General features: G+C 46.3%; 13 protein-coding genes and 1 tRNA gene. 6 read left to right on the forward strand and 8 right to left on the reverse strand.

Annotated elements, in window-relative coordinates; translation table 11 throughout:
- Positions 1–173: 173 nt before the first annotated feature.
- Positions 174–851, forward strand: a complete 678-nt coding sequence (locus AACX38_RS10515; protein WP_228864222.1) for an Ail/Lom family outer membrane beta-barrel protein — start codon at positions 174–176, stop codon at positions 849–851.
- A gap of 197 nt (positions 852–1,048) precedes the next feature.
- On the opposite strand, the gene tsaD is transcribed toward AACX38_RS10515, so the two are convergent.
- Positions 1,049–2,080 carry a tRNA (adenosine(37)-N6)-threonylcarbamoyltransferase complex transferase subunit TsaD gene (gene tsaD, locus AACX38_RS10520; RefSeq protein WP_228864223.1) on the reverse strand — a complete coding sequence of 344 codons (1,032 nt, stop codon included), beginning with the start codon at positions 2,078–2,080 and terminating at the stop codon, positions 1,049–1,051.
- Positions 2,081–2,501: 421 nt separating this feature from the next.
- On the opposite strand from tsaD, the gene rpsU reads away from it, so the two are divergent.
- The 3 genes from rpsU (at position 2,502) to rpoD (ending at position 6,594) form a co-directional block, all read left to right on the forward strand.
- Positions 2,502–2,717: a 30S ribosomal protein S21 gene (rpsU, locus tag AACX38_RS10525; protein ID WP_001144069.1), complete on the forward strand. Its 216-nt coding sequence runs from the start codon at positions 2,502–2,504 to the stop codon at positions 2,715–2,717.
- A 114-nt stretch (positions 2,718–2,831) separates the two neighbouring features.
- Entirely contained in the window at positions 2,832–4,580 is a 1,749-nt protein-coding gene (gene dnaG / locus AACX38_RS10530) for a DNA primase (RefSeq protein WP_228864224.1), read from the forward strand.
- A gap of 166 nt (positions 4,581–4,746) precedes the next feature.
- Positions 4,747–6,594 (forward strand): RNA polymerase sigma factor RpoD, encoded by a 1,848-nt coding sequence (gene rpoD, locus AACX38_RS10535; protein ID WP_099123224.1) that lies wholly within the window; start codon positions 4,747–4,749, stop codon positions 6,592–6,594.
- 69 nt (positions 6,595–6,663) lie between these two features.
- On the opposite strand, the gene AACX38_RS10540 is transcribed toward rpoD, so the two are convergent.
- Entirely contained in the window at positions 6,664–7,452 is a 789-nt protein-coding gene (locus tag AACX38_RS10540) for a GNAT family N-acetyltransferase (RefSeq protein WP_228864225.1), read from the reverse strand.
- Between the two features lie 290 nt (positions 7,453–7,742).
- On the opposite strand from AACX38_RS10540, the gene AACX38_RS10545 reads away from it, so the two are divergent.
- Together AACX38_RS10545 and AACX38_RS10550 are read left to right on the forward strand one after the other, a co-directional pair.
- Positions 7,743–7,818 (forward strand) — tRNA-Ile (locus AACX38_RS10545).
- Between the two features lie 124 nt (positions 7,819–7,942).
- Complete coding sequence (locus tag AACX38_RS10550) at positions 7,943–8,131, forward strand: hypothetical protein (RefSeq protein ID WP_099125697.1); 189 nt, start codon at positions 7,943–7,945, stop codon at positions 8,129–8,131.
- A gap of 511 nt (positions 8,132–8,642) precedes the next feature.
- Here AACX38_RS10550 and dinQ read toward each other — a convergent pair.
- From dinQ to AACX38_RS10580, 6 genes are all read right to left on the reverse strand, one after another.
- Positions 8,643–8,726 (reverse strand): damage-inducible type I toxin DinQ, encoded by an 84-nt coding sequence (gene dinQ / locus AACX38_RS20765; protein WP_370630631.1) that lies wholly within the window; start codon positions 8,724–8,726, stop codon positions 8,643–8,645.
- Between the two features lie 491 nt (positions 8,727–9,217).
- A complete protein-coding gene (locus AACX38_RS10560; protein ID WP_228864227.1) occupies positions 9,218–10,855 on the reverse strand; it encodes a phage baseplate assembly protein V in 1,638 nt (545 codons plus the stop codon).
- Positions 10,852–11,391, reverse strand: coding sequence for a baseplate complex protein (locus AACX38_RS10565; RefSeq protein ID WP_228864228.1), 540 nt, complete (start codon positions 11,389–11,391; stop codon positions 10,852–10,854). The genes AACX38_RS10560 and AACX38_RS10565 overlap by 4 nt, the downstream gene beginning before the upstream one ends.
- Positions 11,363–12,091 carry a hypothetical protein gene (locus AACX38_RS10570; protein WP_228864229.1) on the reverse strand — a complete coding sequence of 243 codons (729 nt, stop codon included), beginning with the start codon at positions 12,089–12,091 and terminating at the stop codon, positions 11,363–11,365. Before AACX38_RS10570 ends, AACX38_RS10565 begins: the two co-directional genes overlap by 29 nt.
- Complete coding sequence (locus AACX38_RS10575) at positions 12,091–12,513, reverse strand: tail fiber assembly protein (RefSeq protein WP_228864230.1); 423 nt, start codon at positions 12,511–12,513, stop codon at positions 12,091–12,093. The genes AACX38_RS10570 and AACX38_RS10575 overlap by 1 nt, the downstream gene beginning before the upstream one ends.
- A gap of 1 nt (position 12,514) precedes the next feature.
- Positions 12,515–14,272 (reverse strand): phage tail-collar fiber domain-containing protein, encoded by a 1,758-nt coding sequence (locus tag AACX38_RS10580; RefSeq protein WP_228864231.1) that lies wholly within the window; start codon positions 14,270–14,272, stop codon positions 12,515–12,517.
- Between the last annotated feature and the right edge of the window lie 3 nt (positions 14,273–14,275).

Below are 14,275 nucleotides of genomic sequence, written 5' to 3' on the forward strand. Positions count from 1 at the left end.
ATATATAACGTAATTATCTATAAAACATTCAAACAGCAAAAATTGATATGCTTTATGAATTTCGTGAATTAAATATAAGTTAATATTAATTATACAACCATGAGTTTTCACTTGTTTATTTTATAAATCATCTATACTTGACTCAGATAATAAAACACTAAAGGTATATAATCATGGTAACAAAAAAAGCACTTATAATAACTCTGGCAATGTCCTTCTTTATATATGGTTCATTAGCCAAGGCTGATACTCAGACTTTCGGCATAGGATATTCAAATAGTCAAATATCAACGCCTGCTAATACCTATCTTGATGGGGTTAATATTCATTATCGTTATGAATGGGACTCGCCAGTCAGTATTATAGGTACATTCACTCACATGAGGGGTAACACAAACCAAGTCGTAAAATATACAAACCCTACATCTGGTACTCATCAAAGCACACTATCTGAGCAGCCAGTAGCGTTTAAGTCAAAATACTTTTCCCTAATGGTAGGCCCTGCCTATCGCATCAATGATTATCTGAGTATTTATAGCCTAATTGGTATTGCTCATGTAACAAATAGTGCACATAAAATCTCCATAGATACTAATGATGGGTCTGTGGGTACTGGTGGAGCTAATCCCGCTGCTTCTGGTGGTTTTGATATTTTACCGACCTCTGATGAAACGCTAAAGACTAATGAACTTGCTTATGGTGCAGGGATTGAAATTAATCCGGTGAAAAACTTTAGTGTTTATCTTGCTTATGAAGTTACTAGGTCAAAACATACTCCCAGAGGATCGCGCAACGAGGGAGTAAACAATTTTATCAATGGATTTAATGTCGGTGTAGGGTATCGGTTTTAAGAAAAGATGAATGCTAGTGCTTTAGCCTTTATTCACTTTTGTAGAAACAAAGCGCTATTCAGGGCTAAATATCATTTAATCCTGAATAGCGCCTTATTACTTTATGACTTAATAAGTACTTTCGTTCTGCTGGTCTCTATCTTGTTGAGTCAGATAATTTTTTAAATACCCTTATCCCTTAAAGGTATTGGCTTATATTATAATGAAGGAAGCTCAGATAATGGCCAGCGGGCTTTCACAGTAACGCCTAAATTGTTCTTTGTTCCACTTGCCAAACGGATCATTCCAGCAAATGCGATCATTGCCCCGTTATCAGTACAAAATTCTGGGCGGGCGTAAAAAACTTCACCGAGCAATTTTTCAGCCATATTTTGCATTCTGATACGCAATGTGCGGTTTGCACTTACTCCTCCCGCCATAACCAGCCGTTTGAAGCCAGTCTGCTCCAATGCCCGTTTACATTTTATTACCAGAGTATCAACAACAGCCTCTTCAAATGCGTGAGCAATATCTGCTCTGGTCTGTTCATCCTGTTCAACATCACAGCCCGTGATGTGATTGCGAATCGTATTTGCTGCAAACGTTTTCAAACCAGAAAAGCTGAAATCTAACCCCGGACGATCGGTCATTGGACGAGGGAAAACAAAACGCCCTGCTTTGCCTTGCTGTGCTATACGAGAAAGAACAGGGCCTCCCGGGTAATCCAGACCCAGTAATTTTGCTGTCTTATCGAAAGCTTCACCAGCCGCATCATCAATCGACTCACCTAGCAGAGTATACTCGCCAATACCTGTCACGCTAATAAGCTGAGTATGACCACCGGAAACCAGTAAAGCGACAAAAGGAAATTCAGGTTTATTCTCTTCCAGCATGGGCGCTAATAAATGCCCTTCCATATGGTGAACAGGAATAGCGGGGACATCCCATGCAAAAGCCAGTGAACGACCAATAGTCGCTCCAACCATCAACGCTCCCACTAAACCGGGGCCCGCGGTGTAAGCAACAGCATCAATATCTTTACTTGTCAGACCCGCTTCTTTCAACGCCGCCTGAATCAGAGGAACTGTTTTACGGATATGATCACGGGATGCCAGCTCAGGCACAACTCCACCATAATCGGCATGTAGTTTTACCTGACTGTACAATTGATTGGCTAGCAGGCCGGATTTGTCATCATAAATTGCGATTCCAGTTTCATCGCAGGACGTTTCTATACCTAAAACTCGCATTGTACTTGTTATCTCGTCACGGTAGTTAAAGCAAATAATTAAAGCAAAGGCCAGTGTATCACTATCTATTTATTACCACATCTGTTTACAACCACTATTCAGATAGGCCCTATAGTTTTCGGCTATACATATTTAACTCAATGACAGACAATAGATTCCATTTACATGCTGACTCTTTGCTCTGTTTAGTCTATAATCAGTCCCCTACTTGAATATCCAGTGTGGTTAAGTTAATAACGTCGGCTCAGATTGCTTGTTTTGCGTACAAAAAGGCAACCTATAACCCGCGACGTTGTGTGTTTCAATTTTCCACAGCCCTTTACAAAGCTGTGTTCATTGAAGTAAAATTCCGCACCATTTTAAAGACGGCTGGCACTATCACGCCAGCGACAAACCCGATTTCTATTGAGGTGAGAGGCACATGCCAGTAATTAAAGTACGTGAAAACGAGCCATTTGACGTAGCTCTGCGTCGCTTCAAGCGTTCTTGCGAAAAAGCAGGCGTATTAGCAGAAGTTCGTCGTCGTGAGTTCTATGAAAAACCAACGACTGAACGCAAACGCGCTAAAGCATCTGCGGTTAAGCGCCACGCTAAAAAGCTGGCTCGTGAAAACGCACGTCGCACTCGTTTGTACTAATCTTTGCGGCCTGCCCGCAAAGTGTTTGTTTTAACAAACTACTGCAGTTAAAGGCCGTGCTTTCTCTGAGAAAGCGCGGCTTATTCTCGTTCATCAACAGGCGTAAAAGGGCTTATGGCTGGACGAATTCCACGCGCATTTATCAATGACTTGTTAGCAAGAACCGATATCATTGATCTAATTGATGTCAGAGTGCCTCTCAAAAAGAAAGGTAAAAATCATCAGGCGTGTTGTCCTTTTCATAATGAGAAAACCCCTTCATTTACTGTTAATGGCGACAAACAGTTTTATCATTGCTTCGGTTGTGGAGCCCATGGTAATGCCATCGATTTCTTAATGAATTATGACAGGTTAGATTTTGTCGAATCCATTGAAGAACTGGCCACAATGCACGGGCTGGAAGTCCCTTACGAAGCAGGCTCAGGCGGCGGACATATCGAACGTCACCAACGGCAAAATCTTTATCAGTTGATGGATAAGCTAAACAGCTTCTATCAGCGTTCACTGACGACACCAAATGGACAGGCCGCCCGGCAATATCTGACCAGACGCGGGCTCAGTGAAGAAGTTATTCAGCGTTTTGCGATCGGCTTCGCCCCTGCGGGGTGGGATAATGTCCTGAAGCAGTTTGCCCATAATACCGAAGACCGCAATCAGTTAAGCGATGCAGGGATGCTGGTCACGAATGATAACGGCCGCACTTATGACCGTTTCCGTGAACGTATTATGTTCCCTATTCGTGATCGCAGGAGCCGTGTCATTGCATTTGGTGGCAGAGTCTTGGGGGATGCACTTCCCAAGTATCTGAACTCACCGGAAACGGAGATTTTCCATAAAGGCCGCCAGTTGTATGGTCTTTATGAAGCACAGCAAAGCCACAATACCCTTTCCAGGTTATTGGTGGTTGAAGGTTATATGGATGTCGTCGCACTGGCTCAGTTTGGCATTGATTATGCTGTAGCCTCGTTAGGGACATCTACGACAGCCGAACACGTTCAGCTACTTTTCCGGACAACCGATAGTGTAATCTGTTGTTACGATGGAGACCGTGCAGGCCGTACTGCCGCATGGAGGACGCTGGAAACAGCATTGCCTTATCTGAATGATGGCCGGCAATTACGTTTTATGTTCTTGCCTGATGGCGAAGATCCAGATTCACTAGTACGCAAAGAAGGGCGGGAAGTATTTGAACAGAGAATGGAAAAGGCACTGACTCTGTCTGAATTTCTGTTTGATTCACTATTGTTACAGGTTGATTTAAGTACTCCGGAAGGGGCAACCAAACTTAATTCACTTGCGATGCCACTAATTAGCCAGATTCCGGGCGAAGCATTGCGGCTTTACCTGCTAAAGGAGCTTGGAAAACTGCTGGGCATACCTGATACTACACAATTGGAACGATCTCTGGCAAAACTTGTCAAAAAAGATACCAATACATATCAGGCGCTAAAACTGAAACCAACGACAATGCGCATACTAATCGCATTACTGGTGCAGAACCCGCATTTAGCGACATTAGTCCCTTCATTACAGGGAATGTTTTCTGCTCAGGTAGCGGGATTACCGCTATTTATGGAGCTTGTCGACACATGCCTTGCTCAGCCGGGGTTAACAACCGGTCAACTTTTGGAGCAATATCGCGATAATAAGTACGCAAAACAGCTTGAAAAACTCGCCGCATGGAACGATATACAAGTAGAAGAAATTGCTGAAAAAACGTTTAGTGATGCGTTAAATCATCTTTTTGCATCAGCGTTGGAAGAACGTTTTAAATTTTTGGTGGCTAAAGAAAGAACTGAAGGTCTGACACCGGAAGAACGTAAAGAAGTCTGGCTGATTTCTGAATCCAGCGCTAAAAAATGAATCCAGAATTTACGGCTTAAGTGCCGAATGAAGTAGGGAGATAGCCCTACAATTGCCGCTATTGAGGGCAGTGGCAATACAACGAAATGCCCCCTGAATGTTATTGTTGGCATATTTGTTTCGCCGACTGACACCAACCAATACTCTGAAGTGTGGATACTGTCTTATGGAGCAAAACCCGCAGTCACAGCTGAAGCTACTTGTCACCCGAGGTAAGGAGCAAGGCTATCTGACCTATGCTGAGGTCAATGACCATCTGCCGGAAGATATCGTCGATTCTGATCAGATAGAAGATATCATCCAAATGATCAATGACATGGGCATCCAGGTAATGGAAGAGGCACCTGATGCCGATGACCTCATGTTGGCAGAAAACACGAACGACACCGATGAAGATGCGGCAGAAGCAGCTGCGCAAGTGTTATCCAGTGTCGAGTCAGAAATCGGTCGTACTACCGACCCGGTTCGCATGTACATGCGTGAAATGGGTACAGTTGAACTACTGACTCGTGAAGGTGAAATTGACATTGCGAAACGCATTGAAGATGGCATCAACCAAGTACAGTGCTCCGTTGCCGAATATCCTGAAGCTATTACCTATCTGCTAGAACAGTATGACCATGTTGAAGCAGGTGAAAGCCGCCTGTCTGATCTGATTACAGGATTTGTTGATCCTAACGCAGAAGAAGATCTTGCACCGACAGCTACTCACATTGGCTCTGAACTTCCTCAGGAAGAGCTTGACGATGACGATGATGAAGATGAAGACGGTGAAGATGATACTGACAGTGACGATGATAACAGCATCGATCCGGAGCTGGCTCGCCAAAAATTCATGGAATTGCGTGAGCAATATGAAGTTACCCGTCAGTCAATAAAAAGCCACGGCCGCAGCCATCCAAGCACTGCCGCTGAAATTTTGATGCTGTCCGAGGTATTCAAACAGTTCCGTCTGGTGCCAAAGCAGTTTGATTATCTGGTCAACAACATGCGTTCCATGATGGATCGTGTACGTCTTCAAGAGCGTCAAATCATGAAGATGTGTGTTGAACAGTGCAAAATGCCGAAGAAAAACTTCATCACTCTGTTTTCCGGTAACGAAACAACTGAGACATGGTTCACGGCTGCAAAAGCAATGAACAAGCCTTGGTCTGACAAACTGCCGGAAGTTGAAGAAGAAATCATGCGCAGTCTGCAAAAACTGCGTCAGATTGAAGAAGAAACTGGCCTGACAATTGATCAAGTTAAAGATATCAACCGTCGCATGTCAATTGGTGAAGCAAAAGCCCGCCGTGCGAAGAAGGAAATGGTTGAAGCTAACTTACGTCTGGTTATTTCAATTGCCAAGAAATATACCAACCGCGGTCTGCAATTCCTTGATTTAATTCAGGAAGGTAATATCGGCCTGATGAAAGCGGTTGATAAATTCGAATATCGCCGTGGTTATAAGTTCTCAACTTATGCTACCTGGTGGATACGTCAGGCGATTACTCGTTCTATCGCCGATCAGGCGCGTACTATCCGTATTCCTGTACATATGATTGAAACGATTAACAAACTGAATCGTATTTCTCGTCAGATGCTACAGGAAATGGGGCGTGAACCATCACCGGAAGAGCTGGCAGAGCGTATGCTGATGCCGGAAGACAAAATCCGCAAGGTGCTGAAAATCGCCAAAGAACCAATTTCCATGGAAACGCCAGTTGGTGATGATGAAGATTCACATCTGGGTGATTTCATTGAAGATACTACGCTGGAACTGCCGCTGGATTCTGCAACTTCAGAAAGCCTGCGTTCAGCAACCCACGATGTGCTGGCAGGGTTAACTGCTCGTGAAGCGAAAGTCCTGCGTATGCGTTTTGGTATCGATATGAACACCGACCATACACTGGAAGAAGTTGGTAAACAGTTTGACGTAACCCGCGAGCGTATCCGTCAGATCGAGGCGAAAGCTCTGCGCAAACTGCGTCATCCAAGCCGTTCGGAAGTATTGCGTAGCTTCCTTGATGACTAATCAAAATATTTACTGATAAGTCTAAAAAGCGCCTGTTTCGACAGGCGCTTTTTTATTGCTCACGAGTTTTTAGCTTTCACGAACAAAGGCCTGACATTCAAACAACGACTTAAAACCAATGCGACGATACACGCCATTACCCTCACCGGAAGCTTCCAGATAGCAAGCTGTTACGCCTTTTTTCCTAACTTCACTCAGTACATAGTTAATCAATGCTGAAGCATATCCTCGCCCCACTTTTTCTCTTACTGTACTGATATCATCAAGACGGACAATATTATCGAGCCTTGATAGGGTTAAAGCACAAACTGGCTTTTCATCGACATAGAGGGCGTAATGTTGCAGGCATTTCCCGGCAATTAACGCAGCCTGATGGCATTTCATATACTGTCCGGAGATATAATCACCCGTCTCAAATGCACTTTTAACCGGAAGAACCCAATCAGATAAACGATGATCAACACACCTGATTTCATATTCAGCGCAATACTCATCCTTTATCTGCCAGTTGATTAAATCAAGTTCCATAACCGTTGTTATGCTATCAGGATCAAACACAAACCCGGCCTGTTCAATAACCGCTAAAACCTGATGACCAGGCTGTACCTGTACAGCAACAATCAGAAAAGGTACATCAGATTGCTCATTCATTAACTGAATCGCTGCTTTCAGTTCCTCTGCTATCTGATCATTTTCATCAATCACCTGTAAAAAATTTAATGAATTAGTTTCAACGCCAGTTACATAAACCCGGATACCAGTTCCAATATGCCGATAAATTTGGCTGATTGATGAAAAAAAGTAATCTTCCAGTTTACGATGGGACAAAACCGAATTTGATAAGTTAGATAGGCTCATATTGTTGAGTCACAAAATATTTTTATAGGGAAATACAGATATGTTCTGAAATTACAGAAAGCACAGAACATGACCGAGAACATTTTAATGTTCAAACAATAATCAAAAGTCAGTAAATGACCAGAGAAATTAATCAAAAAGACAGTCAATATCACTAAAAAATAGTTGATAGCGCTTAAGAATAGTTTAAATCAGTTAAAAGATACTTATTTCTGTATATAAAACGCGCATATGAATTTTCGGGGCTAGACCTAATGCCACACAGTACCGTATAATCTCCCCACTTCACTGGCCCCTTAGCTCAGTGGTTAGAGCAGGCGACTCATAATCGCTTGGTCGCTGGTTCAAGTCCAGCAGGGGCCACCAAATTTAAGCTGTTAAATCAGCACATTAGGCCACTTTTAGACAAGTGGCTTTTTTGTTTTTATAAGTCAGTGGCGATAAAATGGCGACAGGGATTTTCTGCATTCATTAACGTACAGGAGTCATGATGGAAACTAACCCCCTACATAAAGTCAGTGAGATAAAAACTTTTTCTTCTTCAATTTGGCCTGATGAAGAAGTTGCTATCAATAAATTATTAGCCACGAAAAAATGGATATTACTCGGTTGCGCAAGTGGCACAGATAGAGATGGTAGCCCCATGCATGAATGGGTGCTTGGAAAAATAGTTCCATAAATTTCATCTTATAATTTTTTATAAGCCGCATCTATCCTGTCTTGGGTGTAGCCAAGCGGCTTCTCTCCGTGATCTTCTTTTCCACGTAAAATAGAATTTTACTTTTAATATCAATGCATTGATATTTTTCCGCGATCCGCTTTTGATCCAAAAACTGAAATCCCCTGAAAATCTTTTCACGCCTTTCAGTTTGGGATTTTTTCCACAGCGCCAGTACGGGTGCGCTCTGGCGATTCGCTTTGTAGGATTTGAAAACTGAAAAAATTTTTTGATCCAAAACGTGCAGGCGGGTGCGGTGTAGTGCGTTTTACGTCAGGTTGACGTTTATTTCGTGGGGATTGTGCAGCGTGAGCGCGACACAGTAACGCAGATCCAAATGAACCATAACGAGGAGTAAATTAAGGAATGAACGGTGTTGCGTGCGTCTGGTGGCGTTTTATTGAGGGTGCGCCAGAAATGTTAAAGGCCACCGAGTGGTTAACCCGATGGCCTTATCTACGTTTCCGTTATTCTACTTCAGAAATGTACGGATCAATTCTAAAAGCGCAATTAGTGCTTTCAGAACGATGATAGTGGTGTTAATAACCTCTTTCATCCGTTCGCTCCTATGAGCAGGAGCACGATTTAACCAGCCATTGCCTTTACGCTGCCTGTCCGGCTAGCTTCCATCACGGTCAGTTAAGGAATGTCGCGCTCTGACCGAGGCACTGAAGCGGCACCACCCGTACTTCGGTCAGGACTTTGATACACTCCGCAAAATTTACGAAATGCTGAGTTCCTTTTCTATATCAAACACTCTTTAGCGGCGGTCAGTGCGCTTGCCTAACTAACAACTATAAATTATAAGTTCATTTTCATATCATTCAATCAATAAAAATGATAGGTAGATAAAAACAAAAAAAACCAACTGGTGAGGTTGGTTTTTTTGCATTTCCCTTAAGCAGGGTATTTATCTTTGAGCTATACGAGGGTGGTGGCCTCAGTTATAGCGCGACATTCCTTAACTGACATCATCAGTCTAATACCTATAGCATTAAATATCAACCTATGGTATAGCGTACAAAACATCACACAAATAAACGATATTCAGCCAATAACAGGCGAATACTTCTGTTTCAGCCCATCGGATTTATGGGCGGTGCCTCGGATGGCACTGGCGTTCTGCGGGGTGCCGGTATTGTGATGGCTATGGGCGGCGGTCAGTTCCGCCAGTTCCTTCACCACATCCAGTGTCTCTAACATCAGGGTCATCACGTTAATTTGCGGGCTACCCACCCAGACCACAGGCGCAACGATTTCCTGTTTGACTCCGGCAATGCTCTGTTTCAGCAGGCCGATTTTCTCTATCAGTGTTTGGCCCACGTCGATAGTGGCATTTTTCCCCACACTGGCGAGGGAATTACTGGATGTGGCCAGACTGTAATCCCCCTGCGCCACCTGCTGAACAGCGCCCGCCAGTAAGGTGGATGTGCCTAACACCAGCGTTTTATCCGTAGCCTGAATCGTGGTATCACGGGCCACTACGGTGCGGGTTTCCGTATCGGCCTTGATTTCACGGTGCATGGACGATTCGTTAATGGTCTGGTCAGTCTGACGTATCCAGCTCCCTTCCTGTGTCACCCGCTGTGAGACTTCCGCCCGCTGCTGCTGCAATTGTTCACCGGGCTGGATATCCGGCAGGGTGTTGCCCTGACTTAACGTCTGGCGGATAAAGGGCTTATCGGGTCGCCCGCCTTCAAAGGCAATTTCAACCACGGTGCCAATAGGCGGATACTGAAACATCCCCGATTCACTGCCCGCCATCGGCAACGGCAGGGGAACGGCACGATAAACCGGGGCAGCCGCATCTTTGCCGTCAGCATCCAGCAGTTGCACATCAACGGCATAACGCGGGCGGAACGGGTCAGACATATCGCCACTGGCGGTGTTTTCGGTATGGGCTTCAATCCGGGCCAGTTTGGGCAGATGTAACCCGGCAGAGAGTTCAGGGTAAGCGGCATCAATCTGGCGCTGGGCAGGGGTTTTGTTCTCCGTCTGGCCTTTCGGCTGCCATGTGATACTCATGTTTTCATTTAACAGATTGACCTTGGTCAGCCGCTGCTGATTGACCACAAAACCGGGGCGCAGGGATTGGATCATGGGAATGGTCATGGCATTGCCTGCTGACTGGCTCTGGCTGAATTCATTCGGAATGTCGACAGGCTTTTTAGCAAACATCGAATGCGCCCAACTGCCCAGATAGACCGACCCATCCGGCAATTGGTGCCAAATGTAATCGTCAATAGCAAAAAGTGGGCCCAGACTACCCAATAGCTGATAGCCCGTGCCGTTATGGGTATAGTGCGGGATGGGTTTATCCGTATACGGCGCATCCGGTAGCGTGAACGTCAGGCCGCTGTGCGCCTGCAACCAGTTGACTATTTGGCGTAACGTCGGGTGCTGAAACGAACATGGCCACGCTTTATCAAACACGCCGACCAGTTCACGCACAAACAGGCGCTGATAGCCGTTCTGGGCAGGCTGTGCGCGTTCCACATACCCGGTAAACCAGCGCAGCACCAAATCGGTATAACCCACATCAAGGCGCACCAGTTTCCCGGTGTAATCGGTGGTGGTTTCGGCCGTGATAAAGCCCCGGCCACAGGATGACAGTTCCAGCATCAGATTGGCATCAACCACATGCACTTCATCGCCGGATAAGTAGAGGCGCTGGATGGGTTTCATTCGCTTGCGCCTCCGATGCCATCGTTAATCGGTTTTAAGACCTCGCGTTCGAACCAGCTTAATTTCTCCGGGTCTTCCCCGGCTTTTGTGCCGCCCTGTCCGGTCTGTTTTTTCGCCTGAATGGAACCCGTGGCACGGGCATCGCGTTTCTCCGCCACCGATAAATGCTCGCGCAAGGTAAACGTGACCTGCCAGGCCTGTTTGCCATCCACCTTGCTGGCATCTATCGTGCCCGTAAACGTGCCAATGCGAAAATTAATAGCCTGTGCGGTGAGATTCGCCACCCGGTAGCGTTTCAGGTTGCCATTGTCTTTGGCTTCCGCCAGTGCAAACAGCCGCGACAGGGTTTTCTGTTCGGTAAAGGGAATAATGCCGGTGATACGTAGCTCTTTCGGCTTAATTCCCTGTTCGGCGACAGCGGTGCTGGAAGACTGCCCGCTCTGGTCTTGATCCTGAAACATCACGGACGGCGTGACCGTCAGGCTTTTTAACGCAATGGCCTCGCCATCAAGGGCGAGAGTGATAATTTGGCTCATGGTGTAGCATCCTTTCTAATGAGCGAAGATCGTCCCCGGCAAACAGCACGGCCAGTGTGTACACGGCGTCCGGTTCGGGGATATTTTTACGTAATTTTTCTGCCACATGTGCGCCGTTCCCTGTCCCGGAGAACGTCCAGACCGTGGCTGATTTTCCTGCCAATCCATTTATGGCCTCGGTGACGTGCTGTAACGCCGATTGCCGGGCGGCGGTCAACGCGGTTAACTGAGATTTTAACCCAGCGATACTGCTGCTCGCGCTGGCCTGCGCGTTGGCTTTTGCGATTAATTGTGCATTGACTGCCTGACGGCTGGTTGCGGTGGATAAGGGTTGCGGCAGCGGTAACCCGCCGCCCAGCTTGCCCGGCAATTGCATTTTGGTCGTGGACAGACTTTCTGCCGTCTTTGCCATCCGTTTGACCTGCGCCAATGCGGGCAATGGCAGCACCGCTGAAAACTGTGTCAGGTGCTGCATAAATTCCGCGTGAGTTTTGGCGCAGACCATCAGTATCAGGCTATTGATATGGCCCGCCCCCGTGAGTTTAGTCGCCAGCGTCTCAATGGCATTGGTCGGGCTTAAATAGCTGCCGCTGTCGGTCTGCTGCCCGATACCGTAAATAAACGGGTGTATAGGTACGATAGCGGCAGACAGCCCCGATAAATCCGGGGACAGTTGCAGGGTTTTACGCTGCCAGTGCATTATTCGGGCTGCTCCGGCCAGTCAATATCGGGGGCGGCTGAACAGTCAACACGATTGAGTAATACCCGGTAGCGACGCCATGCGTTTAAGGCTGCTTTTTCCGCAGTTGTGGCAATATTCAGATTAACCGCATCCTGACCGATATCGATTTTTTCATTAGCAGCTCGCAGTAATTGCCACTTTTCCTGCTCTGCCCAGCGCCGTAATACCTCTGGTGTGGGCGGAGGAATATCACCCCAGGCGGGTAAGCCATCAGAGCCAGCAATACGCATTTTTCCTGTGGGGGGTTCATTACCTGCAAATTCATTAAAAATGGCCTGACTGACCTCGATACCATCATCCGGCCATGTACCCGCCTCAATGTAGCGGAATTTCAGTTCATTCAGACAAAATACATTGTCTTTCGCGCTGTATGTGTACATATCAATACCCCACCGCAAACCAGTTAAATCGAACCTGTGTTCCCACGAGTGCGTAGCTAAAGGATTCATTAGAGGTCTGATCTAAATCCAGTTGCATCACAGTCGCGTTGCCATAAACATTAGAACCTGATAACGTCATTTGCACAAAGGCTATAGCTTCAGGGAAACGCATTGGCAAAACAATACGCCCCTCCTTTGACGCACTCACCACCCGTCCCCATTGCAGAATAAGTCCGGTATCACCACACTGCCACCAACCAGAAGTCGATTTTTCCACTGTGTTTCGGTTAATACTGGCTATATTGCCCAGCACATCCCCAACGGTGGCCAACGTGCCATTCTTTTCGGGTAACTCCAGTGTATAGCTCCTTTGACTATTCGGATCATCGGCAAATATCGTCAGGTGCCTTCCGTGTGTGGCTTCAATACCAATAGTATGGGCATCGCTGGCAATAAAACGCATGCCCGGTAAATTATCCCCACTGCTGAGTGTCAGGTAACCGATGGCAGCATGTTTTGAACTGGATATCGGCAAGGCTCCCAAATCGGCTGGAGTCAATCGAATATCGTCTGTGAGTGCTTTTCCGTTAATTGTTCTGTGATTGGGCACCGCGTTTTTAGCCAGATTGACGGTATCCCGTAAGCCTAAATTATTAATAAAACTATTTTTGTCGGGAATATCTGCACCATGTTGGGATTTGGATAACCGGCTGTTCGCATTGTCATTAACGGCGTTAAGTACCGAATTAATGGCATAATCCCCCCTCGGCTGTTTCTCATCCAACCCGTTCCTGACCTCCTGACGTGTGACGTAATCGCCCAGAGGTTGCTTCTCATTCAGACCATTTTCCAAAGCACGTTGGGTTGCGTAGACTTGCTTAATTCTGTCCATCTCGTGATTCAGTGCCACAATTTCACGCCCGTTTAATGTGCCTTTAGCGCGCCAGTCAATGGTATTACCATCACCATCAACACTGGCAACTGCAAAAACATAATGGGGATACCCCGCTGCATCGATATAGTCTTGCAGTTCATCCGTGACGATAATTTTCACCACCGTTTTCCACTGACTGACCAGATTGCCCTGATAGCTAAAATCCGCATAGATGCAGGTATTACGTAACCCTGTAAACGTCTGGTCAAATTCGAGCACACCACGCAATCCACCCACATAAGCCAGTCCTTCTTTGACGATGTACTGGTCGTTATTACGGATCACAGCAAAACTGTGACCAAAAAAAGCAGCTCGGCCGTAACTGTCGGTATTAATCAGGCGCTGCATCTCATCCATACCCGTCAAACGGGCGGTAAAATCAATCTGCCACGTTTCTGCGGTGGTGGTGATGGCGGTTTCTGTTGCTGCACCTTCAAACTCCAGCAGGAACGAGCGGGTGAGGACATTGCCCTGCAACCCGTTGGCGGTTCTGATTTTCTTCTGGGTGGGCGCATGGGTGATCATACCAATCACACCGGAGGCCTTATTCATCAGGCCAATCCAGTTAAAATCAAAGTTACCCACTTCCGTGCCCAGCGTCACACTGTAAGCCACGGCGTTCTCACTGGCGAGTCCGGTTTTATTGACCGCCTGACGGTGAACAATTTGATTTGCAGCAGGTAATTTTTCACTGCGGCTGATGTCTTTCGACGGGTCAAGGTTCGGCACATTGGCAAAAACAAACTCATCCAATACCACAGGCTGACCGGCGGCCACTTGCTGCGCCTTCCATTTTTCAAAGTCTGTCGTTATCACTGAAGACATACA

The organism is Xenorhabdus sp. PB30.3, from assembly GCF_963895965.1.
Taxonomy (GTDB): domain Bacteria; phylum Pseudomonadota; class Gammaproteobacteria; order Enterobacterales; family Enterobacteriaceae; genus Xenorhabdus; species Xenorhabdus stockiae.

Excerpts from the sequence above, each read along its gene's own strand:
- rpoD (WP_099123224.1), top strand. The coding sequence starts at position 4,747 with ATGGAGCAAAACCCGCAGTCACAGCTGAAGCTACTTGTCACCCGAGGT.
- AACX38_RS10540 (WP_228864225.1), bottom strand. The coding sequence starts at position 7,452 with ATGAGCCTATCTAACTTATCAAATTCGGTTTTGTCCCATCGTAAACTG.
- AACX38_RS10550 (WP_099125697.1), top strand. The coding sequence starts at position 7,943 with ATGGAAACTAACCCCCTACATAAAGTCAGTGAGATAAAAACTTTTTCT.
- tsaD (WP_228864223.1), bottom strand. The coding sequence starts at position 2,080 with ATGCGAGTTTTAGGTATAGAAACGTCCTGCGATGAAACTGGAATCGCA.
- AACX38_RS10515 (WP_228864222.1), top strand. The coding sequence starts at position 174 with ATGGTAACAAAAAAAGCACTTATAATAACTCTGGCAATGTCCTTCTTT.
- rpsU (WP_001144069.1), top strand. The coding sequence starts at position 2,502 with ATGCCAGTAATTAAAGTACGTGAAAACGAGCCATTTGACGTAGCTCTG.
- dinQ (WP_370630631.1), bottom strand. The coding sequence starts at position 8,726 with ATGAAAGAGGTTATTAACACCACTATCATCGTTCTGAAAGCACTAATT.
- AACX38_RS10580 (WP_228864231.1), bottom strand. The coding sequence starts at position 14,272 with ATGTCTTCAGTGATAACGACAGACTTTGAAAAATGGAAGGCGCAGCAA.
- AACX38_RS10565 (WP_228864228.1), bottom strand. The coding sequence starts at position 11,391 with ATGAGCCAAATTATCACTCTCGCCCTTGATGGCGAGGCCATTGCGTTA.
- AACX38_RS10570 (WP_228864229.1), bottom strand. The coding sequence starts at position 12,091 with ATGCACTGGCAGCGTAAAACCCTGCAACTGTCCCCGGATTTATCGGGG.
- AACX38_RS10575 (WP_228864230.1), bottom strand. The coding sequence starts at position 12,513 with ATGTACACATACAGCGCGAAAGACAATGTATTTTGTCTGAATGAACTG.
- dnaG (WP_228864224.1), top strand. The coding sequence starts at position 2,832 with ATGGCTGGACGAATTCCACGCGCATTTATCAATGACTTGTTAGCAAGA.
- AACX38_RS10560 (WP_228864227.1), bottom strand. The coding sequence starts at position 10,855 with ATGAAACCCATCCAGCGCCTCTACTTATCCGGCGATGAAGTGCATGTG.